The sequence below is a fragment of the uncultured Xanthomonas sp. genome (assembly GCF_964278005.1).
Taxonomy (GTDB): Bacteria; Pseudomonadota; Gammaproteobacteria; order Xanthomonadales; family Xanthomonadaceae; genus Xanthomonas_A; species Xanthomonas_A sontii.
The window spans coordinates 502,985-526,064 of the sequence record NZ_CAXYKF010000015.1 but is presented as its reverse complement, the minus strand read 5'-3'; the positions used below and the strand labels follow the sequence as shown (position 1 = coordinate 526,064).

The 23,080-nt window shown below is 66.3% G+C and carries 25 protein-coding genes; 9 read left to right on the top strand and 16 right to left on the bottom strand.

Annotation, left to right across the window (positions count from 1 at the left end):
- The first annotated feature begins 177 nt into the window (after positions 1-177).
- Positions 178-438: a DUF3653 domain-containing protein gene (locus ACHWVH_RS10770; protein ID WP_394687125.1), complete on the top strand. Its 261-nt coding sequence runs from the start codon at positions 178-180 to the stop codon at positions 436-438.
- A gap of 579 nt (positions 439-1,017) precedes the next feature.
- On the opposite strand, the gene ACHWVH_RS10765 is transcribed toward ACHWVH_RS10770, so the two are convergent.
- The 10 genes from ACHWVH_RS10765 to ACHWVH_RS10720 all read right to left on the bottom strand — a co-directional run bounded on the left by ACHWVH_RS10765 (position 1,018) and on the right by ACHWVH_RS10720 (position 6,468).
- On the bottom strand, positions 1,018-2,205 hold the full coding sequence (locus ACHWVH_RS10765; protein WP_394687124.1) for a zonular occludens toxin domain-containing protein: 1,188 nt from the start codon (positions 2,203-2,205) through the stop codon (positions 1,018-1,020).
- Positions 2,202-2,492 (bottom strand): DUF2523 family protein, encoded by a 291-nt coding sequence (locus ACHWVH_RS10760; protein WP_394687123.1) that lies wholly within the window; start codon positions 2,490-2,492, stop codon positions 2,202-2,204. The genes ACHWVH_RS10765 and ACHWVH_RS10760 overlap by 4 nt, the downstream gene beginning before the upstream one ends.
- Positions 2,492-3,991, bottom strand: a complete 1,500-nt coding sequence (locus tag ACHWVH_RS10755) for an A coat protein (RefSeq protein WP_394687122.1) — start codon at positions 3,989-3,991, stop codon at positions 2,492-2,494. The genes ACHWVH_RS10760 and ACHWVH_RS10755 overlap by 1 nt, the downstream gene beginning before the upstream one ends.
- Before the next feature lie 122 nt (positions 3,992-4,113).
- Positions 4,114-4,371: a hypothetical protein gene (locus ACHWVH_RS10750; RefSeq protein ID WP_394687121.1), complete on the bottom strand. Its 258-nt coding sequence runs from the start codon at positions 4,369-4,371 to the stop codon at positions 4,114-4,116.
- Complete coding sequence (locus ACHWVH_RS10745; RefSeq protein WP_267083456.1) at positions 4,368-4,577, bottom strand: hypothetical protein; 210 nt, start codon at positions 4,575-4,577, stop codon at positions 4,368-4,370. Before ACHWVH_RS10745 ends, ACHWVH_RS10750 begins: the two co-directional genes overlap by 4 nt.
- A 3-nt stretch (positions 4,578-4,580) precedes the next feature.
- The gene (locus ACHWVH_RS10740) at positions 4,581-4,868 is read right to left on the bottom strand and encodes a hypothetical protein (protein ID WP_267083455.1); all 288 of its coding nucleotides are present in this window, start codon (positions 4,866-4,868) and stop codon (positions 4,581-4,583) included.
- 75 nt (positions 4,869-4,943) lie between these two features.
- Positions 4,944-5,669 (bottom strand): hypothetical protein, encoded by a 726-nt coding sequence (locus tag ACHWVH_RS10735; RefSeq protein ID WP_394687120.1) that lies wholly within the window; start codon positions 5,667-5,669, stop codon positions 4,944-4,946.
- Positions 5,659-5,799, bottom strand: a complete 141-nt coding sequence (locus tag ACHWVH_RS10730; protein ID WP_394687119.1) for a hypothetical protein — start codon at positions 5,797-5,799, stop codon at positions 5,659-5,661. Before ACHWVH_RS10730 ends, ACHWVH_RS10735 begins: the two co-directional genes overlap by 11 nt.
- 183 nt (positions 5,800-5,982) lie before the next feature.
- Complete coding sequence (locus tag ACHWVH_RS10725; RefSeq protein ID WP_267083453.1) at positions 5,983-6,171, bottom strand: hypothetical protein; 189 nt, start codon at positions 6,169-6,171, stop codon at positions 5,983-5,985.
- A gap of 30 nt (positions 6,172-6,201) precedes the next feature.
- On the bottom strand, positions 6,202-6,468 hold the full coding sequence (locus ACHWVH_RS10720; RefSeq protein WP_394687118.1) for a hypothetical protein: 267 nt from the start codon (positions 6,466-6,468) through the stop codon (positions 6,202-6,204).
- A gap of 130 nt (positions 6,469-6,598) precedes the next feature.
- Here ACHWVH_RS10720 and ACHWVH_RS10715 point away from each other — a divergent pair, with 130 nt between their 5' ends.
- Positions 6,599-6,958, top strand: coding sequence for a DUF3693 domain-containing protein (locus ACHWVH_RS10715; RefSeq protein ID WP_394687117.1), 360 nt, complete (start codon positions 6,599-6,601; stop codon positions 6,956-6,958).
- Positions 6,959-7,012: 54 nt separating this feature from the next.
- Here the strand turns inward: ACHWVH_RS10715 and ACHWVH_RS10710 are convergent, their stop codons facing one another.
- The 6 genes from ACHWVH_RS10710 to ACHWVH_RS10685 form a co-directional block, all read right to left on the bottom strand.
- Positions 7,013-8,194: a vWA domain-containing protein gene (locus tag ACHWVH_RS10710; RefSeq protein WP_394687116.1), complete on the bottom strand. Its 1,182-nt coding sequence runs from the start codon at positions 8,192-8,194 to the stop codon at positions 7,013-7,015.
- The gene (locus tag ACHWVH_RS10705) at positions 8,191-10,506 is read right to left on the bottom strand and encodes a DUF5682 family protein (RefSeq protein ID WP_394687115.1); all 2,316 of its coding nucleotides are present in this window, start codon (positions 10,504-10,506) and stop codon (positions 8,191-8,193) included. The genes ACHWVH_RS10710 and ACHWVH_RS10705 overlap by 4 nt, the downstream gene beginning before the upstream one ends.
- Positions 10,507-10,520: 14 nt before the next feature.
- A complete protein-coding gene (locus ACHWVH_RS10700) occupies positions 10,521-11,603 on the bottom strand; it encodes an AAA family ATPase (RefSeq protein WP_017910372.1) in 1,083 nt (360 codons plus the stop codon).
- A gap of 26 nt (positions 11,604-11,629) precedes the next feature.
- Positions 11,630-13,156, bottom strand: a complete 1,527-nt coding sequence (locus tag ACHWVH_RS10695) for a DUF5691 domain-containing protein (protein ID WP_394687114.1) — start codon at positions 13,154-13,156, stop codon at positions 11,630-11,632.
- The gene (locus ACHWVH_RS10690; protein WP_394687113.1) at positions 13,153-14,496 is read right to left on the bottom strand and encodes an SWIM zinc finger family protein; all 1,344 of its coding nucleotides are present in this window, start codon (positions 14,494-14,496) and stop codon (positions 13,153-13,155) included. Before ACHWVH_RS10690 ends, ACHWVH_RS10695 begins: the two co-directional genes overlap by 4 nt.
- A gap of 225 nt (positions 14,497-14,721) precedes the next feature.
- Positions 14,722-14,922, bottom strand: a complete 201-nt coding sequence (locus ACHWVH_RS10685; RefSeq protein ID WP_017910369.1) for a hypothetical protein — start codon at positions 14,920-14,922, stop codon at positions 14,722-14,724.
- A 922-nt stretch (positions 14,923-15,844) separates the two neighbouring features.
- On the opposite strand from ACHWVH_RS10685, the gene ACHWVH_RS10680 reads away from it, so the two are divergent.
- The 7 genes from ACHWVH_RS10680 to ACHWVH_RS10650 are packed head-to-tail and all read left to right on the top strand — an operon-like array spanning position 15,845 to position 23,062.
- The gene (locus ACHWVH_RS10680) at positions 15,845-17,407 is read left to right on the top strand and encodes a ShlB/FhaC/HecB family hemolysin secretion/activation protein (protein WP_267123206.1); all 1,563 of its coding nucleotides are present in this window, start codon (positions 15,845-15,847) and stop codon (positions 17,405-17,407) included.
- A gap of 34 nt (positions 17,408-17,441) precedes the next feature.
- Positions 17,442-19,220, top strand: coding sequence for a DUF2341 domain-containing protein (locus ACHWVH_RS10675; RefSeq protein WP_394687112.1), 1,779 nt, complete (start codon positions 17,442-17,444; stop codon positions 19,218-19,220).
- 4 nt (positions 19,221-19,224) lie between these two features.
- Positions 19,225-19,629 carry a biopolymer transporter ExbD gene (locus ACHWVH_RS10670; RefSeq protein WP_152237666.1) on the top strand — a complete coding sequence of 135 codons (405 nt, stop codon included), beginning with the start codon at positions 19,225-19,227 and terminating at the stop codon, positions 19,627-19,629.
- Positions 19,630-19,639: 10 nt separating this feature from the next.
- Positions 19,640-20,308 carry a TonB family protein gene (locus ACHWVH_RS10665; RefSeq protein WP_267102819.1) on the top strand — a complete coding sequence of 223 codons (669 nt, stop codon included), beginning with the start codon at positions 19,640-19,642 and terminating at the stop codon, positions 20,306-20,308.
- 30 nt (positions 20,309-20,338) lie between these two features.
- Complete coding sequence (locus ACHWVH_RS10660) at positions 20,339-22,051, top strand: putative porin (protein ID WP_394687111.1); 1,713 nt, start codon at positions 20,339-20,341, stop codon at positions 22,049-22,051.
- 1 nt (position 22,052) lies between these two features.
- On the top strand, positions 22,053-22,718 hold the full coding sequence (locus tag ACHWVH_RS10655; protein WP_295925640.1) for a hypothetical protein: 666 nt from the start codon (positions 22,053-22,055) through the stop codon (positions 22,716-22,718).
- On the top strand, positions 22,715-23,062 hold the full coding sequence (locus tag ACHWVH_RS10650) for a hypothetical protein (RefSeq protein WP_295925637.1): 348 nt from the start codon (positions 22,715-22,717) through the stop codon (positions 23,060-23,062). Before ACHWVH_RS10655 ends, ACHWVH_RS10650 begins: the two co-directional genes overlap by 4 nt.
- Positions 23,063-23,080: the final 18 nt, after the last annotated feature.

Below are 23,080 nucleotides of genomic sequence, written 5' to 3'. Positions count from 1 at the left end.
GACTGACAAAAGCCAGACTCAGCGCATGCGCGCCCGCGCCCGCGCCGTGCACAGCCAATTTCGCATAATGTATCTTATGTTAAGTGCGTGCCGATACTACTGGGGACTCCTGCGGCTGCTTCTGGCATCACTCTTGCGTCCCGGCAAACCTCCCCGAGGTCAAGGAAGGATTGACGCATGTGTGAGTATCTGAGTGGTCGCTTCGCGGGCTGGCGTGTGGCCGGCAACTACCTAGTCAGTCCAGATGGCGACAGGATGACGCCCGAACGGCTGAAGGGTTTGGCGTGGCGCGATCACATGGAACTGCTGCGGGCGGGCTACGCATCACGGCGAAAGGCCGAAGCTGGCCGCAAAAGAGCCGGTCAGCAGATGGTGAAAGTGGTCATCATTGATCTTGCGACCTGGCGGGACAGACACTCAGGGCAGATGGCAGGATAAGGCGTCTACGCAGGGGCACGCCCCTGCACCCCAAAATGCGGCACCAGCAGCATGGAGCAAACATGGGCAAGACAGGATGGCAAGTAACAGCGTTTGCACTGGGGCTAGCATTCATAGGCGCAGGGTTTGGAGCGTTGGCGAACCGAAGCGCATTGCAGCAAGAAAGAAACGACGCACAACCCTGCCCGACGATCACGCACAACGCGGCTGAAGAAGTAAGTCAGCAGAGGCCACAGGACGCCCCTAAGCGATACGGGCGCATGGATTGGCCTGACAATGTGCGATGCCAAGGTGGCGTGCTACTGATACACACAGAGCATGGATTTGAGTCATTGCTAAAGCAAGGACGTGCAATGCCATGCGAAGAAAACCCGTGGCGCTAATCGAAAGGATCATAAAAAACGTCACGCTCATGCTGATGAAGGCGACGCATGTAGGATTCAGCTTCTAGTCTGCGTCTGGCACGTTCAAAATGGCGAATACGCAGAGTGGCATGAACACCGGAAAAGATCCCAGCCAGGCAAAGTACTAGGAAAACAGCTAGCTGAGCAGTGGCAATCCAATCGATGCTTTCCATAGTCACATTTCAAGAGTTGTGGGAGGAGTGACGCTGGAGCTCGGGTAAGGTTTGGACTCTGGGAAGGTGCCGAGAGCGCGGGGCTGCTTGGATATAACACCGCCGGCAGGCACACCAGACGCTATCGGGGCAGCATGAGAAGGATGGTCACTACCCTGCCCTGCGTCATAACGCTGCGAGGCTTCTTGCACGCGCTGAGGCGCCTTGTAGGGGTTGTAAGGTTCGCCGTTGCGCGCGATATCGCGGCAAACGTCGTCTCTGACAACCATGCGGGTGTTCTGCTCAGTGACGCACCTGCAACTGTTGGACGTGCTCATGCAGTACACGTGCGGATCGGAAACGACCGGCCTGGCCAGGTAGGCTGGAGCGGACCAAGGCACGTCCTGTACAAGGGGCGTAATAGACGCGACGTAGTCACTTCCTGTACGCGGAACCACACGCTCAGCAGCAACGCCAGGGGAAGCGGTGCCGCCGCTACGACCCGGCGTGGCCGGGCCGGCGGCGGCGGCACCGGCAGGCTCGGCGTCCGCTATCTGCTTGTAAGCACCGCGAAACATGAAGTACCACGTCAGACCCAGCAGGAGAGCACCAGCGCCGCCAATAAGAATGGCCTTTTTAACCAGGGCAGGCATGCGATATTTAATGGTGTGATCGCTATTGGCAGATACATACATTTTTCCAGCGGTTTCAATTGGAAACCGGAACGTCTCACTATCTGCCTTTGCGCGACCGCGCGGACTACGCGGGTCTTCCATGATTTCATCGGTACGAAACAGCTTAGAAGACAGCTTGCCTGATTCGCGCAGCAGATGCTCATGGCAACCAACCAAATCCTTAATGTGACTATCGAGGTATTTTGGATGCTGAGTAAGCAAGACCATACGCACACCCTCTTCGCCGCGCATGGTATTCATCGCCTTGAGGTAATCAGGGGCATAACCTGATCGACGCTCGCCGAACCACTTCTGAGCCTCATCAACGAAAAGAATAGAACCTGGGGGCAATTGCTGCCACTGCCGCGGGTCCTCCCAATCGATAACCCCGGGAACGGTCAGCCCCTTAAAGCCGGACTGATAAACCTTTTCGCCATCTTTAATGGCTTCGTTCATCAGCTGTACGGCACGCAGTGTTTTGCCACTGCCAAGGATTCCCGTAAGAATCGACATGGCAGCAGTCTTATAAATACTCATGGGATATCACGCCTCCGCAGGAATAGCCTTTCCGTACCCTTAAAGCCGTAAGCGCTGAGGATGATTGACACCGCCACGTCTATACCAAGCGCGTGCAACCAAGCAGCAATATTCCCGGGCATGGCTTGCCACTTGGTAACAGCCCAATCTAAGAGGGGCTGCAATATGAGCGCATAACTTCCCAGGCCAACACCGAGGCCAATAAAGGTCTTTGTGACCCAGCGGGCCGCCTTGGTGATAATTATCTTGGAAAGCCAGACGCCAAGGCCATCAGTAAAAAGACTCATCACTGCCCCCGAACAATCGAAACGGCATATAAGGTCGCTGCAGCTATTATAAGCATTCGCAATATTGGAATGAAATCTAGAACCCTCTGAGGCATCTGGAATTTAATGCCCTCAACGTCAAAGTTATACCCAAGTTCGCCACCGCCATAAGATATAAGCCCCTCATTTAAACCAGGCTTATCGCTATCCGTTATGAATATAGACCCCTTTCCGTCGTCACCATCGCCCTGCCCCGCCTGATCCTCGACGCCCTTACGCATCGACTCGGAAGCACAGCGAGAACGCCACTGCTGCAATAGCTGAGCGTATGCCTCCGCCTTGCAACTGGAGCCAGCGCAAACAGGCACATCGCTATCAGCGCACCCATCGCCTTTTGATATTTCATTATGAGCAGTGTTGCACTGGTTTTTCCAAGTGTATTTCAGATGCAAACACTTAAGGGTGTCACCTGTACAAGCAGGCGGAGCAGCACAATTGCCACTATCAGACGCGCTGTCACTGTCGCCGTCCTTATCACCATCCTTAGAGCCTTTGCCAGGAGCGCCATTGCCAGACGTGTTGCCAGTTCCATCGGTGCTATTATCGCCAGTTGAGTTTTTTGATGTTCCAGCACCTACGCTTGAATAATTAGTGACATTATAAGTATTGCAAGTATTGTTAACACACGCAGTATTCTGATGCCCTTCCTTACGTTGCCATTCCTGATCCGGAATGGTGACACTGGGCGGTGTCACAGGCTCACCCTTTTTAGACTTGACTTGAGCGTCCGACCCGTCAGTCTTTTTTCCCGTTTCATTGGGCTGCCAACAGAAAGTCTTGCCTGTAGAGGACGTGGCACAGTAATCGCCGTTGGGCTTCATACATCCTGTCTGACCACCAGCTAGAGCAGTGCACTCGGGCGGCTTAGGCTTGGTCGCATCCTGCTGCTTGTCCGCGCTATCGGACGTAGAAATGGGCGCGTCAGCATCGATTGTCTGAGGCGTGCAAGTCTGACCGGTGTAGGTGCGATTACGCATGCCATAAACCGTAACGCCACCAACAGATTGACTTATGGCCTCGCCCTGAATCTGACAACCTGAGACGCACGTAGCAGGGGCCGAGTACCACATTTTCGCATCGGCGAGCGGCGTGGAATTGCGCGCCGCGCACGTCTTTTCGGTAGGCCACTGACGCGAAAAATCAACGGCGTAACTACCGTTGCACGAAGGGGAATCAGATTCGCCCGTAACGTACCCATAGACCTGAGACCCGCTTTCATCACCCCAACAAATCATGTTCCTGGGCTTCTTATACTTCATCAGGTTGGCATACACGCCCGCCTTGGCCTCGCCCTGATCAGCACAGACAACGCCATAACGGACGTTGCTAAAGCAGTCCTGCGCCTGGGCGTGCGCAGGCTGCGAACACATCTGAAACGCTAGCGCGAGAACGCCTGCAACAGCCAGATAGGCGACACGTCGGACAACAGCGCGAGCAAAGTAACGCGCGAGCCAGCGCATCACACCCTCGCAGCAACGGACGTGAGGATCAGCCACCAAAGAAGCATCACCATTCCTTCCATAAAATTCCCCTAAAAAAAGGGGCGGTTTCCCGCCCCAATTAAAACGACACGGAAGGACGATCAGCGACGGCCGCCGATCAGGCCGGCAGCACGCAGACCCCAGACGGCAGCGGCGAAACCCAGGATGATCGCCAGGGCATAACCGCCGTACAGCGTCACCTTGCTGAGGATGGTGGACACGTCGAAGTCGCCATCCGCCGCCATGGCGAAGGCAGGGGCGGTGGCAAACGCGACAACGAAGACGACGACGCGATTGCGGAGGGACAGCGCCTTGGCCTTGGCGCGCAGCAGGATGGTTTTGCGGGTGTTGCTGTTCATTGAAGTTCTCTCTCTTGCGGTGGGAAGAGCAGGCGTTTTGCGACTGCGACCAACATCACCGAAGTGAAGATGGCCGCGCCCACTTGGTTGGCCTGATCAACAGTGGGCAGCATGTGCACCCAGGTGGGTTCGTCCACCCAGGCGGTTTGAGCGCACGTACCGTCCTGCGCCGGCGTGGGGTCGATGCAGGTGAGGACGCGCGCCATGACTCAGGCCGCGGCCTTGGCGCGCGCGCCCTGGGGATCGACCAGGGTCATACGGCGGGCAAGCTCGGGACCGAAGCGACCCGGCACGAGGTCGGCAACGATGTCCCACTCCTTGACGGCACCGACCGGATAGCCGGAGTTCGGGCCGTCGACCTCGACGTCGATCTGCACGCGCATGAGTTCGGTTTCGAGCGTGGCTTTCTGGCTGTAGATCGCGCGGGGGAGTCCCTTGGACGTGGTGACGTTGCGGGTATCGACGGGGCCATTGATGGTGATCTTGGGAGCGTTCATTCGTGTGTTCTCTCTGTCGTTGAGTTGGCTTGCTTACGGTTGGGGTTACTGCAAATTTCGGGCGGTACTGTGGGGTCAAGCTAAGTCCCCCCCTACCCCCCCGGAGGAGGACGTGGTAGGCGCTTGTTGTTCCCCAGTGCGCAGCTCGCTGCGGGCCACCCGGTGATCGCGGTGAAGCTGGTCGCCTGCGATCAAGGCGTGTTGCTCGGGTCGTGCGGTGTAGTCGATTGGCGGTGGCAACCACGCGCCAAAGTTCTTGCTGAAATCGACCTCACCGCCCTTTGTTACGTACTTCGACACGTAGCCGGTGATATCCGATTGACTGCGTGGCGCTTCGATCTTGTTGCGGCCAAATTCGCGGTACCAAAACTCGTGCCATTCGTACCGGTTGATGAGGCGGTTTAAATCGTCGTTAGGCGCAGCTGCAACGGCGTGGAAGTGCAGGCGGCCGTCTCGGTGGAACTCTTGGCCGCGCGCCCATTGGAGACCACCGTGGGGCCGTGCAGACCATCGAGCGCCGTACAGGCTGCGGTTGATGCTGCTGACGAAGAAGCGGAACGCTTTGTCTGCGGCCTCGGCGTGGACGCCGCCGTTTCGGCCTGTTTTATTGAGCCGAAATGTGAGCGTCCAAAACTGCTGCCAAGGGATGCGCTGTAGGAGTTCTGCATAGCCCTGCGCTTCGAGGTCAACAGCCCGCAGCTGGTGCAGACCGTCAACGCCACATCCGCCGCATTGATCGTCTGGAGGTTGCCCCCGCAGTGGTAACAAGGACGGTTCGGAAAGTGAGCGTTCATTGGGCATCGCCCTGCCCCGATCCGACCAACCTGATGCGTGCTTCTATCAGTCGGTCGAATCGGTCACGTTCTTCGTTCGTCGTCGCTTGCTTGCGCTGGTCGATCAGTTGCCAAAGCTTGAGATTGCTGTCATCCACGGCGCACCGACCGTTTCGCCTCAGCGATCATGGCGGCTGCACGATAGGCGGAATCGACGCGCCTAAACAGAACGTCCTTACGGTAGTCGAGATAAGCGCGCAGAGCACGTAGTGCGCAGAACGCGAGCAAAAATAGTGCGAGAACCAGGGCGCAAATGTGCGCAATATCTTGGCCGGTATACATCACGGAACCCCCATAGAAACGCGACGCACACGGAAGTCACGAATCACCAGGGCAAAGAGACGACCGTGTTCAACCTCGGCAGCCACATGCTCTAGCTTCTGTTCCAATGCATCGTGGTAATCGGTACACACGTCCACGACGACCCAGCGCCGCCCATCGCGTTGCTGAATTTCGTACTCGTGCAACATGCGAATTTCCCCTACGAAGAAACGGGCGCGTTAGGCGCCCTTCCCCTTCTTCGGTGCGGAACCAAATTGCTCTTTCGCTTGATCTACGGAGAGCTTGGCGGTGAGGCTTGACGGCTCGGACGGCTCGGACGGCTGGGTTGCAACGGCCGCCTTGGTCGGCTTGATCTTCTGGGCGGTGAAAACCGCGGCGAGGATGTGACGCGAGACCTTCGTCAGGCCGAGTTCCGCGAACTCCAACGCAGCGCGCTGCAAGTCGACAATCCGCGGCTGAAGGCGGTTGTACTGATCGATGTTCATGTGTTGCCCCTTACCCCTACCCTGGACCCCAGACACCCCGGGGGGTGCCGGGGGCTGGGTGCTTCCCAATCAGGAAGCGGTCCAAGTGTATGCTAATCGGGAAGCACTGCATACCATTTAGGAAGCGATCATGCACATAAACACATTGATCGAACTTGCAATTCAGCGTTCATTAAGAAAGAGCCTGCGCGGCCTTGCCGAGCAGATGAACATCACCAGCGGTGTGCTGAGCGAATGGAAAAAAGGCAATAAGCCGATACCAGACGAGCGGATCCACCAGCTAGCAAAGATCGCCGGGCAGGACGCCGGCCCTTGGCTGCTGCTGATCAGATCGGAACAAGACCAGGGTGAACTTGGCCGCGAATGGGCAAAGCTCTACAAGCGGCTGGGAGCGACCGCCGCCGTTTTTTTATGCGTAATTGGGATAGCCGGAAACGCGCTATCTGCAACGGCTCCCGAAAGCAACGCGCCTCGTATGTATCTTATGTAAAATCACCTAGGCCCAAGGCGGTCCGCAACCCAGACACCATCACACCCACCAACCTCACCGCACCGTCACCAATCCCTGCGCCCCCGCCCACTGCTGGATGTCGTCACGGCGGATCGCCGCGGCCATCAGGCCGGGGAATGCGTCCGGGGTGCAGGCGAACGACGGCACGCCCAGTGCCGCCAGCTTGGCGGCCAGGGCGCGGTCGTAGGACGGTGTGCCTTCGTCGCTGAGGGCCAGCAGCACGATGAACTGCACGCCGGATTCGACCAGTTCGCGGGCACGCGCCAGCAACCGCTCCTCGACGCCGCCTTCGTACAGGTCGGAGATCAGCACCAGGATGGCGTTGTGCGGTTCGCGGATGATGCTCTGGCAATAGCTCACGGCGCGGTGGATGTCGGTGCCGCCACCCAGTTGCACGCCGAACAGCAGGTCCACCGGATCGTCCAGTTGCTCGCTCATGTCGACCACTTCGGTGTCGAACACCACCAGGCGCGTGGACACTGCCGGCAGCGAGGCCATCACCGCGCCGAAAATGCTGGAATACACCACCGAGGCGGCCATGGAGCCGCTCTGGTCGATGCACAGCAGCACTTCGCGTTGCGGCTTCCTGGCCTTGCGGCCGTAACCGACCAGGTCCTGCGGCACCACGGTGCGCAGGTCGGGTTGCCAGTGCCGCAGGTTGCTGCGGATGGTGCGGTGCCAGTCGATCTCGGCCAGCCGCGGGCGGCGGTTGCGGCGCGCGCGGTCCAGGGCGCCGGTCACCGCCGAGCGCATCGGTTCCTCGAGCTGGCGCAGCAGGCTCTCCACCACCTGGCGCACGACCATGCGCGCGGTGTCCTTGGTCTGCGCCGGAATCACCTGGGTCAGGCCGATCAGGTTGGCGACCAGGTGCACGTCGGGCTGCACCTGCTCGAGCATTTCCTTTTCGAGCAGCATCTGGGTCAGATCCAGGCGCTGCAGGGCGTCACGCTGCATCACCTGCACCACCGACGAGGGGAAGTAGCGGCGGATGTCGCCCAGCCAGCGGGCCACATTGGGCGAGGAGGCCCCTCGCCCGCCGCGGCGCCCCAGGCCGCCTGGGCCATCGGGCTCGTACAGGGCGGCCAGCGCTTGGTCGATGCCCTGCAGCGGCTTGGGCAAGGCGCCGCAACTGGATTCGGCCTCCTGCCCCAGGATCAGGCGCCAGCGCTGCGCGCGCGAGGTGGGCGTGTCGGGCGTGGATGGCGTGTCGGTCATGCGGGCAATCCCAGCAGTTCGCGCAGCGTCGGCACGGCGCGCTCGGCGCGGGCCAGGTTCCAATCGGGGACGACAGCGGCCTCGGTTTTCTCCAACGGCGCCTGACGCACGCGCGTTCCCAGGTCGCGGCGGTCGGCGGGCTGGAAGGCGGCGAAGGTGCGCCGCACCAGCGGCAGCACGCGCACCAGTTGCGCCTCGTCCAGCGCCACGACCCAGGCGTCGATCATCTGCCACACGGCGTCGTCGTGCAGCAGCACGGTGGCGTTGCGGTTGAGGAAGCCGTCCAGCCATTGCGCGGCCTGCAGTGGTTCGGCACCCGGCGACAGGTGCTGCTGCAGTTGCAGGTGCACGGTGGTGCCCTGCACCGCCTGGGTGTCGAACAGCAGCCGCAGGGCGACGCCCTGCAGCAACGCGTTGCATGCCGGCGACAGCGCCACGCGTTGCAACGCTTGTTGCCAGTTGGCGCTGCCGTCCGCATCGCCGCGCAGGCCGATGGCGCGATCGGCGTCCAGGACGATGCTGCGCGCCTGCTCGGCGCGGGCCTCGTCGAGGCTGGACAGCGCCAGGGTCAGGCCGACGACCGCGCGCGCCAGCATGCTGTCGAACAGGTGCGCGACCTGGCTGCCCTCGGTCTGGCGGACATTGCCGTAGCGGTACACGTTGGCCAGCGGCGGCAGTGCGCCGAGCAGCGCCAGCGGGTCGGCATCGGTGGCGGCGCGGGCCTCGAGCTCGGCGGCGATCGCGCTGACCGCCTGCGGCAGATCGGCCAGCAGCACCTGGTCCACCAACGCGGACAACGCCGGCAGCGCCTCGGCCTTGCGCGCCTGCGCAATGGCCATGCTGGACGCGGCATCGGCCAGGGTCTGCCCGTGGCGGCTGGCTTGCACCAGGTCCACCAGGAACTGCGGCTGCCAGGCCAGTTGCCAGATTTCGTGGAAGGTGCCGCGTGCGGACTGCCCGGTGCGCGCGAGCCGGCCCCATTCGATGCCGATCAGGCGCAGCCGATGCAGCAGATGGCTGCGTGCCAGGTCGGTGTCCTTGCGCAGATCCAGATCCAGGGTCTTTTCCAGCGCTTCGGGTTTCAGGCGCAGGCGCTTCTGCTGCGCCTCCAGGTCGCGCTGCAGCGGCACCGCCGGCACGCTGTCGGGTACCTGACCCAGGGCGTCGCCGACCATCAGGCGCTCGCGGATGAGCCGCATGGGCGCATCGTCGCCATTGCAGATGACCGCGCGGCTGGCTTCGGCGATGTCCTCCAGGCCAGGGGCCGGATGACCACGCAAGGCGGCCAGGGTGTCGGCCAGGCGGGTGGCCTCGATCAGGTGCGCCGACGAGCAGTCGAGTCCGTGGTCGCGCAACAGGCGCCCCACCCGCGCGTACCAGCCGACGGCGCGTTGGTCGTGGACGCCGCTGCTGCGCCACAGGTGGTCGTACCAGCCCGGCGCTTCCACGCCAGCACCGTAGCCGCTGTCCATGCTCAGGTGGCGATAGGTCCACGGCACCCAGGTGCTCTGCGTCTTGCGCTTGGGCATCGCCTTGAGCAGGCGGCTGTCCGCGGTGGCGCTGTTGGCGCGCAACGCGTCCGGCTGCAGCGCCGGCACATGCCAGGCGCCACAAACCACCGCGACACGCGTGAACGCCTTGCTGGCACTGCGCAGCGCGCTGCGCATGTGGGCTTCGCGCACGGCCTCGTGTTCGCCGCGCAGGCCGGGAGGCTCCGGCGTGTGTTCGCGCACGGCGGCCATGGCCTCGGCGATGGCATCGAACAGCCCCTGCCCGTCGCCCCGCTCTTCCACCATGTGGTTCCACCAGGCCTCGCCGTCGGCATGACCGGCGGCGCGCGCCAGCCAGTCCAGCGGATCGGACGGGCGCACCTCGGCGCGCTCGTCCTCGGGTGCGTCGGCGGCGTCCTGCACCGGTGGCGACGTGTCCGCCGGCTCCAACGTTTGGTCTGCAGGCGCAGCCACGCGCTCGGCACGCGCCTGCGACTGCCATTCCAGGGTCAGGGCCGGCGGCACGTCCATGAAGCGCACCGCCACGCCGTTGCGCAGCGCCCAGTGCATGGCCTGCCATTCCGGGGAGTACGCCGCATACGGATGGAACACGGCCAGTTGCGGGTCGTCGACGCAATAGGACAGCAGGGCCACCGGCGGCTGCATGCCCTCCTCCAGCACGTGCGGCAGCAATGCTTCGGTACCTGCCGGCCCTTCGATCAGCACGCAGTCCGGCTGCAACGCCGTCAACGCGGCCACCAGGCTGCGCGCGCAGCCGGGACCGTGGTGGCGAATGCCGAACAGGGAGATGGCTTCGCTCATCGACGACGGCTCACTCAGGCCTGCTCGCGGAACGCGCGGTACAGATCCTTCCAGTCCTCGCGCTCCTTCACCACGGTTTCCAGGTATTCCTTCCACACCAGCGCGTCCTGCACCGGATCCTTGACGATGGCGCCGATCATGCCGGCGGCCATGTCGCCGGGGCGCAACACGCCGTCGCCGAAATGGCCGGCCAGGGCCATGCCGTTGTTGATCACGGAAATGGCCTCGGCGGTGGAGAGCGTGGCGGTCGGGCTCTTCAGCTTGGCCTTGCCGTCTTCGGTGACGCCGTTGCGCAACTCGCGGAAGATGCGCACCACGCGCGCCACTTCCTGCAGCGCCGGCGGTTCGGCCGGCAGGTCCAGCGCCGCGCCCATTTCGGCCACGCGCTTGCGCACGATCGCCACTTCGTCCTCCTCGCTGGACGGCACCGGCAGGATCACGGTGTTGAAGCGGCGCTTCAGCGCGCTGGACAGTTCGTTGACGCCCTTGTCGCGGTTGTTGGCGGTGGCGATCACGCTGAAGCCGCGCACCGCCTGCACTTCGCTGCCCAGCTCCGGGATCGGCAGGGTCTTTTCCGACAGCACGGTGATCAGCGCGTCCTGCACGTCGGCCGGAATGCGGGTGAGCTCCTCGATGCGGGCGATCTTGCCCAGGCGCATGGCCTGCATCAGCGGACTCGGCACCAGCGCCTTCTCGCTGGGCCCGTTGGCCAGCAGCTGCGCATAGTTCCAGCCGTAGCGGATCTGCTCTTCGCTGGTGCCGGCGGTGCCCTGCACCAGCAGCGTGGAATCGCCGCTGATCGCCGCGGTCATGTGTTCGGACACCCAGGACTTGGCGGTGCCCGGTACGCCGAACAGCAGCAGGGCGCGATCGGTGGCGATGGTCGCCACGGCCACTTCCATCAGGCGGCGGTCGCCGATGTACTTGGGGCTGACCACGAAGCCGTTCTCCAGCGTGCCGCCGAGCAGGTAGGTCACCACCGCCCAGGGCGACAGCTGCCAGTTGGCAGGCCGCTGGCGGTTGTCCTGGCGGCGCAGTTCCTCCAGTTCCTCGGCGTATTGATGTTCGGCGTGCTGGCGCAGGACGGCAGTGCTCATGAGGTCTCCAGTGAAAGGCGTGAGGATCAGGATGCGGCGTGCAGGCTCTGGCGCAGGACCAGAAGCTGGCGGGCCTGCTGCACGCAGTCGAGCAAGGCGGCGCTGGCGTCCGCCGGCGGATCGGCCACCTGCACCCGCGGCAATGCGGATGGATGCAGGACGGCGAGCAGTTCCAGCAGCGCGTCGCGCAGCAGATAGTCGTGGCGCAGCATCGGAGCGCCGAACAGCGACCCCAGGTCTGTCGCCAGCGACTGCGAATAGGCGGCGCTCAAGTGCTGGCCGTGGGCGGTGCCGGCCAGCACCTCGCCGAGCAGCGCCTGCCGCTGCAGTTGCGCGGTACTCGGCGGCCAGTAGCGCTCGCGCCGCTCCGGCGGCAGCAGGGCCAGCAGCTCGCTCGGGCTGCGCTGCCGTTGCTCCACGTCGAGCAGGGCTTCCACCCAGGCCGGCTCGCTGGCGTCCACCTGCTCCAGCCAGGCACGCAGCAGGGCGGCGTCCCACTCCGTGGTGCGGGACCAGGCCAGCACCTCTTGCGGGGTCTTCTCCAGCGTGCGGCACCACCAGGCGAGCGGCAACTGCCGCGCCAGTTGATAGAGCCACCAGGCGCGCTCACCGAGCGCGTCGCTGTCGGGCCGCTTGCTGTCGATGGCCGCCTCGTTCCAGCCGGCATCGGCCGCCCTCGGCGCCTCCAGGGTCCAGCTCACTCGGCGCAACAGGCCAGTGCGCTGCTGTTGCAACACCGCCGACATCTGCGCCTGCAGGTACTGCGCATGTGCGGTGGACGACAACCGCGCCAGCATCGGCCCGGCCAACTGGCGGACCTCGCGGCTGCGGTCCTTCAGCAGTTGCTGCAGGAACGGCGCATCGGCCTCGCACAACTGCGGCCACAACGCATCGACGCAGGCGGCGCGTTCACGTGCGGACAGTTCCTTCTGCGCGTCCTGCAGGCGCTGGCGCGCGCCGTCGGGGTCGGACGCGCGCAACTGCCGCAAGGCCAGCAGGCGCGCATCGAACGTGCCCTCCTCCCAGATCCGCGCCAGATCGGCCGGCGTCTGCGCCGCCACTACCGCATCGGCGGCGTAGGTCCACTCCGTATTGCGCGCCGCGAGCCAGCGGCCACGCGCGCCCAGCACTGGGCGCAATGCGCCCCGCAGCGCACTCAGGCGCGCGCCTGCGTCCAATGCCTGCGGCAGTACTGCGACCGGCAGATGCTGGCCGCGTGCGGCCAGCTGCAGGCAGGCTTCGTGGCGAAGGCGTTTCAGCCACGCTGCGGGCTGCGCGCTGGCGAACAGCGCCCGCAACAGCGGCACCCAGGCATGGTCTGCGGGCAGCGCTTGCGGATCGGGCGGCGCGGGCGGCGATAGCAGCAGTGGCGCGCCGAGACGCAGCGCCGCACGCCGGCAGGCGGCCAACGCGCCCACCTGCAGGCTGTAGCCCAGTGCGGCATCGTCCTGCGTGGCGATGGCGGCGAGCAGCTCGCCGAGTGCGCCATCGAGGGGAATCCGTTGCGGGCGATCGATGCCCAGCAGCGCCGGTTTCAACCAGGCCTCGTTCATGCCGCGCTCCTTTCCCAACGCTCGCCCTGCGCGTTCCACGCGCTGAGCGGCCACAGCGTGTCGCCGTCCCACTCGCCCATCAGGCAGACAGGATGACCGCCGGCGAACGCGAGCAGCGCCCAGCCCTGCATCGCGGGCAGCTGCAACGGCAGGCTGCCTTCGCTGTGCTGCGCCCGGACGCTGCGGCCGTCGTGCGCGATCTGCGCCTCCCGCAGGCGCATCGGCACCTGCGGCAGCCATGGGTTGAGCGCATGCGCACGGGCGGCGGCGTCCAGGGTGTCGGTGCGCGGCAGCGCGGCGCCAGCCTCCACGCCGGCATCGAGTTCGCCCGGCACGGCGCGCAACGGCACCGTACCCGGATGGAAATGCAGGCAGCCGGCATGCACATGACCGTTGCGCCAATGCTGCTCCCATCCGCGCCCGCCGTGACTGTACTCCTGCAGCAGCGCGGGGCGGCCGCTGTCCAGGCCCTGCAGCCACACCCGGCGTTCCAGCAGATTGCCCGGCTGCTCGATCAGGTGCTGGCCCTGCACATGCCAACGATCGTGCACCGCCTCGCCTTCGCGCAACACGGTGTCGCGCTCCAGCGGCCAGCCCAGTGCGGCACGCAGGTCCGCCTGGCGCGCGGCGCTGAAAGCCCCTGCGCGCGGCACCGCCTGGGCCAACAGTTGCAACAGGCCGAGGCGTTCGCCGAGGTCGGCGAGCTGCGCGAGATCGCGGCCGCCCTCGCCCACGGCACGCTCCAACTGCGCGGCCAGGCCGGGAGCCTGCGCATCGACCATGCGCGCCATCATGCGCCGCGCGTCCTGGTCGAACTCCGCGCCCAGATTGGCCAGGCCCTGGCGGAACTGGTCGGCGATCCAGCGTTGCAGTTCGGCCGCGCCGGCCTGCATGCGCGCCCAACGCGCCTGTTCGCGCCTGGCCGCCGCCGCGGCCTGGACCTGCGGATCGGGCGGCGGCTTGCTGGCGGCGACTTCCTCCTTGCGCGCCGCGCGTTCGCGACGTCCCTGCATCCATTCCTCGACCCAGGCCGGGCGGGTGCCCGGCACGCAGCGCGGGTTGCCGTCGGCATACAGCAGCAGCATGGCCAGCCCGTGCTTGCACGGAAACTTGCGGCTGGGGCACGAGCAACGGCTGACCAGCGCGACCAGGTCCACCTGGGTCTGGTAGGGCTTGGCGCCACTGCCCTGGCATTCTCCCCACAGCACCTCGGCGTCGGCGCCGAGCAGGCCCCACTTCCCGTCCGTGGCCAGGCCGGCGGCCGCCTTGGCCGATGCCGCATCCGGCGCAAGCGCGAGGACCTGCTCGCGCGTGAGTCGCACTTCCATATCCTTACTCATCTCAGCGTCCGGTCGATGATAGCCGAGGTTGTGTGGCAATCAGCGACATGGTCGGCGCCGGACACGCGGCACGCGGGCGGCTGCCTCGTTGGCTCACCGACCGCGTGTGCCTCGGCGCTGACAACTGGGCATGCGACGCCGGTCGATGGCGCCTGTCATTCCCTCGCTGGCTGCGGCATCACGCACCCCTCGCATATCGCACTGCCGCACCTGCGGCCGTGGGATTCAGCCGCCCCGCGCCAACCGCCGCCGGATCTGGGCGCGCTGTTTCGCGCTGAACGCAGCGGCGTGGGTCTGCAGCAGCGCGATCACCGCCGTATGCGCCGCCTCGGTGCGGCGTTGCAGTTCCCGGGTGGCGGCGTGCTCGATGGAGCGCCATTCGGCGGGGGTGGTTCCGGTCGGGATGGCGGTGCTGGCTACACGCATTGCGGGATCCGGTTGCGGCATGGGGCGGCCGATGCAGTGTCGGCCTTGCCTCACTCTACCGCCAAGCGATCGTCATGAGGGGGAGTGGCGCAGGCGGCCCTGCGCAGGATGGCATCTATGCTCGGCGATCCGGACTGGTCGTCGCCTCTGCCTGGTGCGGCGATCACCGTACGCAGTCGCTCCACGATGTCCGTTGCCGTCGCACGTGCTTGGCGATCTGCACGCAACGCGCGGCAAGGATGCAAAAGCCCGCAGCGGCATTCGCTGATCGCAGCCACAAGCCGGCGCGCCGCGCAGAACCAGGCGCGACCGCCCTGCTCCATTCAGATCCAGGAGGACCGGCAGCGTTGCGTCGTGGGCGGCTGCCAACACCGCGGCGATCGTCGGCATCGAAGCTGCAGCCGTTGCCGATGGGGCTCGCGCCGAGCGCAGCACGCCGCGGCCGGTGCGCGGACTGGAGATCGCAGCACAGCGCCGTCACGAGGGCAGGCAGTCGGCGCGTTGTCGCCGCGTGTGCGACAGCGCCTCGCCGATCGATGCACCGGGCACCGGTGCGCCCGATCGGCACATGAGTGGTCCGCTGCCCGCAGAACGTGCCATGGCTTTCGTCGCGTTCGCGATCGATACCGCATGGCAGCACCCACCTATTGGATCATTATGTAGACAAACGTTTTGACGTGATGCGTTGTATTTCAAATCGGTGTCCCCGTGTATTTGGGGATTGCATCCATATAATCCTGGGTTCGTCGCGCATTCATATCGTAGATATCGCGGAATTATTTCAATCAGGCACCGCTTGTTGCACGTGACGTCATAAAACTTTTTGGTCGCGGTCATCCTTCGCTTCTAAGTTCCCGCCGCATTCGAGGCGATCTTTCCAGCGGCGCTCTCGCCGCTTGCGCAGGACAGGGGATGTTTGCAGATGCAGTGGCGATTCTTCGCGGCGCTTGGGGCGGCCGCGTGCGGCATGCCGCACGCCTGGGCCAGCGATACGCCGATGGCGCGGTTCGATGTCATGGCCTACCAGGTCATCGGCAACACCACGCTGGGCACGGCAGATATCGAACGTGCGGTCTATCCGTTTCTCGGACCGCAGCGCAGCGAAGCCGATGTCGAGGCGGCGCGCGCGGCATTGCAGGCGCTGTACGCGGACAAGGGGCTGGCCACCGTCGCGGTGAGCATCCCCGAACAGGACGCCGGACGCGGCCTGGTCACGCTGCAGGTGAGCGAGCAGCGCATCGGCCGCTTGCGGGTCAATGGTGCGCGATATTTCTCTCCCGACGCGATCGCCAGCGGCGCGAACTCGCTCGCCGAGGGGGGCGTGCCCGACTTCGCGGCGGTGCAGCGCGATATCGTGGCCTTGAACCAATGGCCCGACCGGCGCGTCACGCCCGATGTCAAACCCGGCGCGCGGCCGAATACGGTCGATGTCGATCTCAACGTCGACGACAGCCTGCCGCTGCACGGCAACCTGGAACTCAACAACCGCAACAGCGCCAACACCGCAGAGCTGCGCCTGAGCGGTTCGGTGCGCTACGACAATCTATGGCAGCGCGGCCATAGCTTCACCGTCTCCGCGCAGACCGCGCCACAGCATCCTTCCGATGCCCGGGTGGTGTCGGCCTCGTACCTGGCGCGCTTCGGCGCCTCGCCTTGGTCGTTGCTCGGCTACGCGGTGCGCAGCGACAGCGAAGTCGCGGCGATCGGCGGCTTCAACGTGATCGGCAACGGCAGTCTGTACGGCCTGCGCCTGATCCGCACGCTGCCGGGCGATGCCGGCTTCTTCCATACCTTGAGCCTGGGTGTGGACGACAAGGATTTCCGCGAGGACACCCTGTTCGGCGGCGACCGCAGTTCGGCACCGATCCACTACCTGCCGCTCAGTGCCGCCTACAGCGCCACCTGGAGCACGCCGCGCGGCACCGATACGCTGGAACTCACCGCGACGATGAACGTGCGCGGCGCCGGCGACGATAGCGCGCGCTTCGACGTCAAGCGCTACCAGGCGCGCGCGAACTTCTTCCATGTGCGTGCGGATGTGTCGCGGACCCGCAGTTTCGCCGGCGATTACCAGTGGTCGGCGCGGCTGCAGACGCAACTGGCGTCCGAACCGTTGATCAGCAACGAGCAATTCAGCATCGGCGGCATGGACAGCGTGCGCGGCTACTTCGAAAGCCAGGCGCTTGGCGACTACGGCGCGGCGGGCCAGTTCGAACTGCGCAGCCCCTCGTTCGCCTCCGCCGCCGGGCGCACGGTGCAGGACGCGCGCCTGCATGCCTTCCTCGATGCCGGCTACGTGCGCATCCATTCCCCGCTCCCCGAGCAGTTGGCCAGCGAGACGCTGGTCAGTACTGGACTGGGCGCGACGTTCAAGGCCTTCGAACGTCTCAACGGTGTGCTGGAAGTCGCCGCCCCGCTGTCCAGTCCGAGCGGGCAAAAACAGAAAGACATCAACGTGCTGTTCCGGCTGTGGAGCGAGTTCTGATGCCGGCGTCGTCAACCACCAATCGGGGTAGATCGTGATCAGACTGCGTATGTGCGTTTTCCTGGGGCTGTGGCTGCTGGCGCTGCCGGCGCTGGCAGCGACCTGGTGGGACGGCAAATGGAACTACCGCGCCAAGCTCAGCGTGGACACCACCTCCACCGGCGCCGCGCTGACCCAGCCCGCAGGACGCACGCAGGTGCTGGTGCGCTTGCACTCGGGCAACTTCAATTTCGCCGACGCCAAGGCCGACGGCAGCGATGTACGCTTCGTCGCGGGCGACGACCGCACGCCGCTGAAGTACCACTTCGAAAAATACGACGGGCTTGTCGACCAGGTCGCACTGGCCTGGGTCGACCTGCCGGACCTGCCGGCCAACGCGACGACGCCGCTTTACGTCTACTTCGGCAACCCCGAGGCCAGCGGCGGCAGCGATCCCAAGGGCAGCTACGACGCCGACACGGTCGCGGTGTACCACTTCGCCAACGCCCAGGCCGCCGGCAGCGACAGTACCGCCTACGGGAACAATGCCGGCGCACCGCTGGCGCTGGCGGACGCGGCGCTAATCGGCGCCGGTTTGCGCCTGGACGGAAGCGCTCCGGTGCAGGTCCCCGCATCGGCGTCGCTGAATTGGCCGGCGGCGCAGGCGGCGACCGTGTCGTTGTGGGCCAAGCCGGCCGGCGCCGGCGCATCCGGCGTCGTGCTGGCGCTGTCCGATGCCCTGGTGCTGCGCCTGGAGGACGGCAAGGCCGTCGCGGAGCTGGGCGGCACGGCGGCGCCCGCGCGCATTGTCGCCAGTACGGCGGTAGCGGCGGATACGTGGGTGCACCTGGCGTTGCGCAGCGACGGCAAGACCAGCACCCTGTTCGTCAATGGTCAGCCGGCCGGCCAGGCCGCCGCTGGCCTGCCGGCCACCAGTGGCGGCGTTTTTCTCGGCGGAGCCCCCGGCGCGGCGCAGCAGAACTTCATCGGCCTGCTCGACGAGGTCGAGATCGCCAAGGTCGCGCGCCCGGTCGGCGCGATCGAGGCCGCGGCGCGCAGCCAGGGCGTGGATGCGCGACTGCTGCGCTTCGACCCGGTCGAGCAGCGCAGCGGCGACGGCGGCCATGGCTACTTCGGCATCCTGATCGCCGCGCTGACCCCGGACGCCTGGGCGGTCATCGTGATCCTGGCGTTCATGGCGCTGATCAGTTGGTGGGTGATGGTGCGCAAGGGCCTCTACCTCAACGCCACCGCCGGCGCCAATGCGCGCTTCCTCGACGCGTTCCGCCAGCAGGCCGCCACGCATCCGCTGCACGCGCCGCACTGGCAACAACTGGGCAGCGAGGCCGGTACGCGCTCCAACCTGGCGCGGTTGCTGCAGGTCGGCCAGCAGCAACTGCGCGAGCGTCTGCAGGCCAGCGGCACCGGCATCGTGCGCACGCAATCGATCGCCGCGATCCGGTCGGCACTGGATGCGGCAGCGGTGCGCGAGGGCCAGCGCATCCACAAAGGCATGGTGCTGCTGACCATCGCCATCTCCGGCGGCCCATTCCTTGGTCTGCTCGGCACCGTGGTCGGGGTGATGATCACCTTCGCCGCAGTCGCGGCGGCGGGCGACGTCAACATCAATGCGATCGCTCCGGGCATCGCCGCGGCGCTGCTGGCCACGGTGGCCGGCCTGGCCGTCGCGATCCCGGCGCTGTTCGGCTACAACTACCTGCTGAGCCAGGCCGAAGCGGTCTCGGCGGACATGCAGGTGTTCGTCGACGAACTGGAGAAGCGCATCGCCGAAGACTACGCCGGCGACGCGCCGGCGCGCGTGCGCGAGGGCTGAGCCGATGAAGGTGCAAGGCAAGAAGCCGTACGACGACATCAACATCACGCCGATGCTGGACCTGGCGTACGTGCTGCTGGTGATCTTCATCATCATGACCACCGCGGCGGTGCAAGGCATCAAGGTCGATCTGCCCAAGGCCAGCGCGGCCAAGCCGCTGTCCGAGCCGAAAACGAAGGTCATCGCGATCGACAACAACGGCCAGATCAGCCTGGATGCCGTGCCGGTGAGCATGAGTGAACTGGAGCAGCAGTTGCGCAACGCGCTGGCCAGCGACGCCGAACTGCCGGTGATCCTGCGCGGCGACCGCAGCGTGCAGTACGAGAAGGTCATGGCCGTGCTGGATCTGTGCAGCCGGCTCGGCATCGCATCGATCGGCCTGGCTTCGCAACGGCCGGCGGCCGGCTGAGATGACGCCGATGCCGCCCTCGCCCGTGGCTCCTGCGCGACGCTGGCTGCTGCCGGGCGCAGGGCTGCTGGCGCTGCTGTTGCTCGGTTGGCTGGCGACGATGCTGTTGCGTCCGCATCCGGTCATGCCGACGCGCGCGCAGCCGCCGCGCATCACCCAGGTCATATTGCCCCCGCCGCCCCCTCCGCCACCGCCCAAGCCGGAGCCCGAGCCGCCCAAGCCGCAGGAGCGCCTGCCGCCCAAGCCGCTGCAGGCCGCCGAGCCGACGCCCAAGCCCGAGGCTGCGCCCACACCGCCAGGCGACCCGCTCACCGCACCCGCCGGCCCGGGCGACAACGCCTTCGGATTGCAGGCCGGTGCCGGAGGCGGCACCCGTATCGGCGGCCAGGGCGGCGGCGGCAGCCCGTTCGCCAGCTACGCCGCCAGCGTGCAGCGCGCCGTGCAGCAGGTGCTGCAGCGCGACGAACGCACGCGCAAGGGCCGGTACACCGCCACCGTCGCGTTGTGGCTGAACCCTGACGGCAGCATCGGCCGGTTGCAAGTGCTGCGCTCGGCCGGTCGGCCGGAACTGGATGCGGCGATCGTGCGGGCGCTGCAGAACCAGCCGTTGCCGCAACCGCCGCCGCCCGCCCTGCCCCAACCCATCCAGTTGCGCATCGGAGCCCTCGCTCCGGGCTGACTTCCGCGTTTCACATCCAGGACTTCGCGCATGACGCTTCCGCTCCCTTCCCTCCGTCCTTCCCGACTGCGCATGGCGGCGCTGGCGCTGCTGCTCGCGCCCGCCGCGGCGCTGGCGCAATCGGCAGCGGCCTCGGTCGATCCTGCGCAGCCCAATCCGCAGGTCACCCTGCGCCTGATCGACCTGCTGGTGGCCAAGGGCGTGCTCACCCGCGCGCAGGCCGACGACCTGATCCGGGAGGCCGCCGCGCTGCCGGCGGCCGCGCCTGTCTCGCCCGCCGGCACGCCGGCCTACGCCACCGCACCCGGCGCGGTGGTGGTGCCGTACGTTCCCGAGCCGGTGCGCCAGCAGATCAAGGACGAACTGCGCGCCGAGGTCACGGCGCAGGCCAAGTCCGAAGGCTGGGCGGCGCCCGGGGCGCTGCCGGAATGGACCCAGCGCCTGCGCCTGTACGGCGATCTGCGGGTGCGCGGCGAAGGCGTGTTCCACCCCGACGGCAACTACGCCTTCTTCCCGGACTTCGGCGACATCAACGCCGGCTCCGGATTCGACGTGGTCGGCGCCAACAACGCGCCGTTCGTCAACACCACCCGCAACCGCAGCCGCATGCGCCTGCGCGCGCGCCTGGGTGTCAGCGCGCAGATCGCCGACTGGGTCCAGGCCGATCTGCGCCTGGCCACCGGCAGCGACCGCAGCCCGGTGTCCACCAACCAGACGCTCGGCAGCGGCGGCAATCTTTCCAAGTATTCGCTGTGGCTGGACCGCGCTGCGCTGCAACTGACCCCGCTGGAGGCGCTGTCGCTGTCCTTCGGCCGTTTCGCCAATCCGTTCTGGAGCAGCGAACTGGTATTCGACAGCGACCTCAACTTCGACGGCGTGGCCGCCCGCTACGACCTGGCCGCCTCCGATCCGGACGCGACGTTCGCGCCCTGGGCCAGCGCCGGCCTGTTCCCGGTCTACAACACCGACTTCGACTTCGGTTCCACCAGCACCAGCAAGACCCGCAGCCGCGACAAGTGGATGTACGGTGTGCAGGTCGGCGCGAACTGGCGCTTCGCCGATGCCACCGCGTTGCGCGTGGGGCTGGGCTATTTCGAGTACGACCAATTCGAAGGCAAGCGCTCGTCGCCGTGCCTGGCGCCGACCTCGGCCGACAGCTGCGACAGCGACGGCTCGCGGCCGCAGTTCCAGCAGTTCGGCAACACCCTGTTCGCCCTGCGCGACATCGTCGCCGACCCGTCCAATCCCAACGGACCGCAACTGCAGTACTACGGCTACGCCAGCAAGTTCGGCGTGGCCGACCTGCACGCGCAACTGCAGTTCGCGCAATTCGATCCGGTCATCGTCTCGGTGGAGGCGGACGTGGTCAAGAACACCCGCTACGATCCCGCGCGCATCCTCGCGCTCGGTCCGGTCAACAACCTCGGCAACCAGGGCGTGTTCGAAGGCGGCGACATGGGCTACGCGCTCAACCTCACCGTGGGCCAGCCCAAGCCGGCCCAGCCTGGCGAGTGGAACGTCAGTCTCGGCTACCGCTACCTGGAGTCGGATGCGGTGCCCGACGGGTTCACCGATTCGGATTTCCACCTCGGCGGCACCAATGCGCGCGGCTTCATCGTCGGCGGCACCTATGCCCTGGCGCGCAAGACCTGGCTGGGGCTGCGCTGGCTGAGCGCCAACCAGATCTCCGGTCCGCCCTACGCGGTGGACGTGCTGCAGCTCGATCTGGGCGCGGAGTTCTGACATGCGCGGTCCGTCCGACTTCCGCCTGGTCTTCGCGGTCCTGTCCGTGCTGCTGGCGATCGCGCCGGCGCAGGCCCAGGAGGGCAACGAGGCCCGCCTGCGCGACGCGTTGCGGGACACCAGCGCTCGGCTGCGCCAGGCCGAGGCCGCACTGGTGCAGCAGCAACTGGCCACCGCCGCCGCCGAGCGCGAGCGCGATGCCTTGCGCGCGACGCCGCCGCCGCGCAGCGCCGACCCGGGCCGCGAGGCGGCCCTGCAACGCCAGTTGCAACAGCTACGCCAGGAGCACGACGCGGCGCTGAGCCAGCAACGCAGCCAGCAGCAGGCGCAGCAGCAGGCCGCGCAACGCGCTGTGCAGGACCAGCAGGCGCTGGCGGCGCAGCAGGCGCAGTTGCGGCAGGAACGTGCGCGTGCGCGCGACTGCGCCGCGGCCAGCGCGGCGCTGTACGCCAGCGCCCGCGAACTGGCCGCGCTGTACCGCGATCCTGCCTTCGTGCGCTTCGTGCGCAGCCATGGCCGCGAGTTGTTCGGAATGGCCAGGGTGACGCGCGAGAACCGGGTCCGCCAATTGGAAGACCGCCTGGCCGAACAGGACGCACAGGCCCAGGCCTGCGCAGCGCCCGCGCCGCCGCTGCCGATCGCGGCGCAGCAGGACGCCGCGCCGTGATCCAGCGCGTCACCCTCGGCCTGGTGCTGGCGCTGGCCGCACTGCCGACGCATCAGGGCCTTGCCGCGCCGCCGCCGGCCACGCCGTGCGTGCAGGTGCGCGTCGGCGAGGACGTTGCCGGTCACCTGGATTGCCTGAACCAGGCACTGCAGGCGGCCGCGACCCGCGCCCGCCCAGCGGCCTCGCCGCTGACGCGTGCGGCGACCGCGCTGGATCCGCTGCAGCGCGGCCAGCCGACCCCGGCCGCGCTGCGCCAGCGCTACGGCACCGCGTACGGCCGATCGCTGCAGCCGCAGCGGCCGCCGCCGCCCGCGTTTTCCACCCCGTTCGCTCCGGCGCATTGACGCGCCGCCACCGAGACC

Excerpts from the sequence above, each read along its gene's own strand:
- ACHWVH_RS10770 (WP_394687125.1), top strand. The coding sequence starts at position 178 with ATGTGTGAGTATCTGAGTGGTCGCTTCGCGGGCTGGCGTGTGGCCGGC.
- ACHWVH_RS10765 (WP_394687124.1), bottom strand. The coding sequence starts at position 2,205 with ATGAGTATTTATAAGACTGCTGCCATGTCGATTCTTACGGGAATCCTT.
- ACHWVH_RS10760 (WP_394687123.1), bottom strand. The coding sequence starts at position 2,492 with ATGAGTCTTTTTACTGATGGCCTTGGCGTCTGGCTTTCCAAGATAATT.
- ACHWVH_RS10755 (WP_394687122.1), bottom strand. The coding sequence starts at position 3,991 with ATGCGCTGGCTCGCGCGTTACTTTGCTCGCGCTGTTGTCCGACGTGTC.
- ACHWVH_RS10750 (WP_394687121.1), bottom strand. The coding sequence starts at position 4,371 with ATGAACAGCAACACCCGCAAAACCATCCTGCTGCGCGCCAAGGCCAAG.
- ACHWVH_RS10745 (WP_267083456.1), bottom strand. The coding sequence starts at position 4,577 with ATGGCGCGCGTCCTCACCTGCATCGACCCCACGCCGGCGCAGGACGGT.
- ACHWVH_RS10740 (WP_267083455.1), bottom strand. The coding sequence starts at position 4,868 with ATGAACGCTCCCAAGATCACCATCAATGGCCCCGTCGATACCCGCAAC.
- ACHWVH_RS10735 (WP_394687120.1), bottom strand. The coding sequence starts at position 5,669 with ATGCCCAATGAACGCTCACTTTCCGAACCGTCCTTGTTACCACTGCGG.
- ACHWVH_RS10725 (WP_267083453.1), bottom strand. The coding sequence starts at position 6,171 with ATGTTGCACGAGTACGAAATTCAGCAACGCGATGGGCGGCGCTGGGTC.
- ACHWVH_RS10720 (WP_394687118.1), bottom strand. The coding sequence starts at position 6,468 with ATGAACATCGATCAGTACAACCGCCTTCAGCCGCGGATTGTCGACTTG.
- ACHWVH_RS10715 (WP_394687117.1), top strand. The coding sequence starts at position 6,599 with ATGCACATAAACACATTGATCGAACTTGCAATTCAGCGTTCATTAAGA.
- ACHWVH_RS10710 (WP_394687116.1), bottom strand. The coding sequence starts at position 8,194 with ATGACCGACACGCCATCCACGCCCGACACGCCCACCTCGCGCGCGCAG.
- ACHWVH_RS10705 (WP_394687115.1), bottom strand. The coding sequence starts at position 10,506 with ATGAGCGAAGCCATCTCCCTGTTCGGCATTCGCCACCACGGTCCCGGC.
- ACHWVH_RS10700 (WP_017910372.1), bottom strand. The coding sequence starts at position 11,603 with ATGAGCACTGCCGTCCTGCGCCAGCACGCCGAACATCAATACGCCGAG.
- ACHWVH_RS10695 (WP_394687114.1), bottom strand. The coding sequence starts at position 13,156 with ATGAACGAGGCCTGGTTGAAACCGGCGCTGCTGGGCATCGATCGCCCG.
- ACHWVH_RS10690 (WP_394687113.1), bottom strand. The coding sequence starts at position 14,496 with ATGAGTAAGGATATGGAAGTGCGACTCACGCGCGAGCAGGTCCTCGCG.
- ACHWVH_RS10685 (WP_017910369.1), bottom strand. The coding sequence starts at position 14,922 with ATGCGTGTAGCCAGCACCGCCATCCCGACCGGAACCACCCCCGCCGAA.
- ACHWVH_RS10680 (WP_267123206.1), top strand. The coding sequence starts at position 15,845 with ATGCAGTGGCGATTCTTCGCGGCGCTTGGGGCGGCCGCGTGCGGCATG.
- ACHWVH_RS10670 (WP_152237666.1), top strand. The coding sequence starts at position 19,225 with ATGAAGGTGCAAGGCAAGAAGCCGTACGACGACATCAACATCACGCCG.
- ACHWVH_RS10665 (WP_267102819.1), top strand. The coding sequence starts at position 19,640 with ATGCCGCCCTCGCCCGTGGCTCCTGCGCGACGCTGGCTGCTGCCGGGC.
- ACHWVH_RS10660 (WP_394687111.1), top strand. The coding sequence starts at position 20,339 with ATGACGCTTCCGCTCCCTTCCCTCCGTCCTTCCCGACTGCGCATGGCG.
- ACHWVH_RS10655 (WP_295925640.1), top strand. The coding sequence starts at position 22,053 with ATGCGCGGTCCGTCCGACTTCCGCCTGGTCTTCGCGGTCCTGTCCGTG.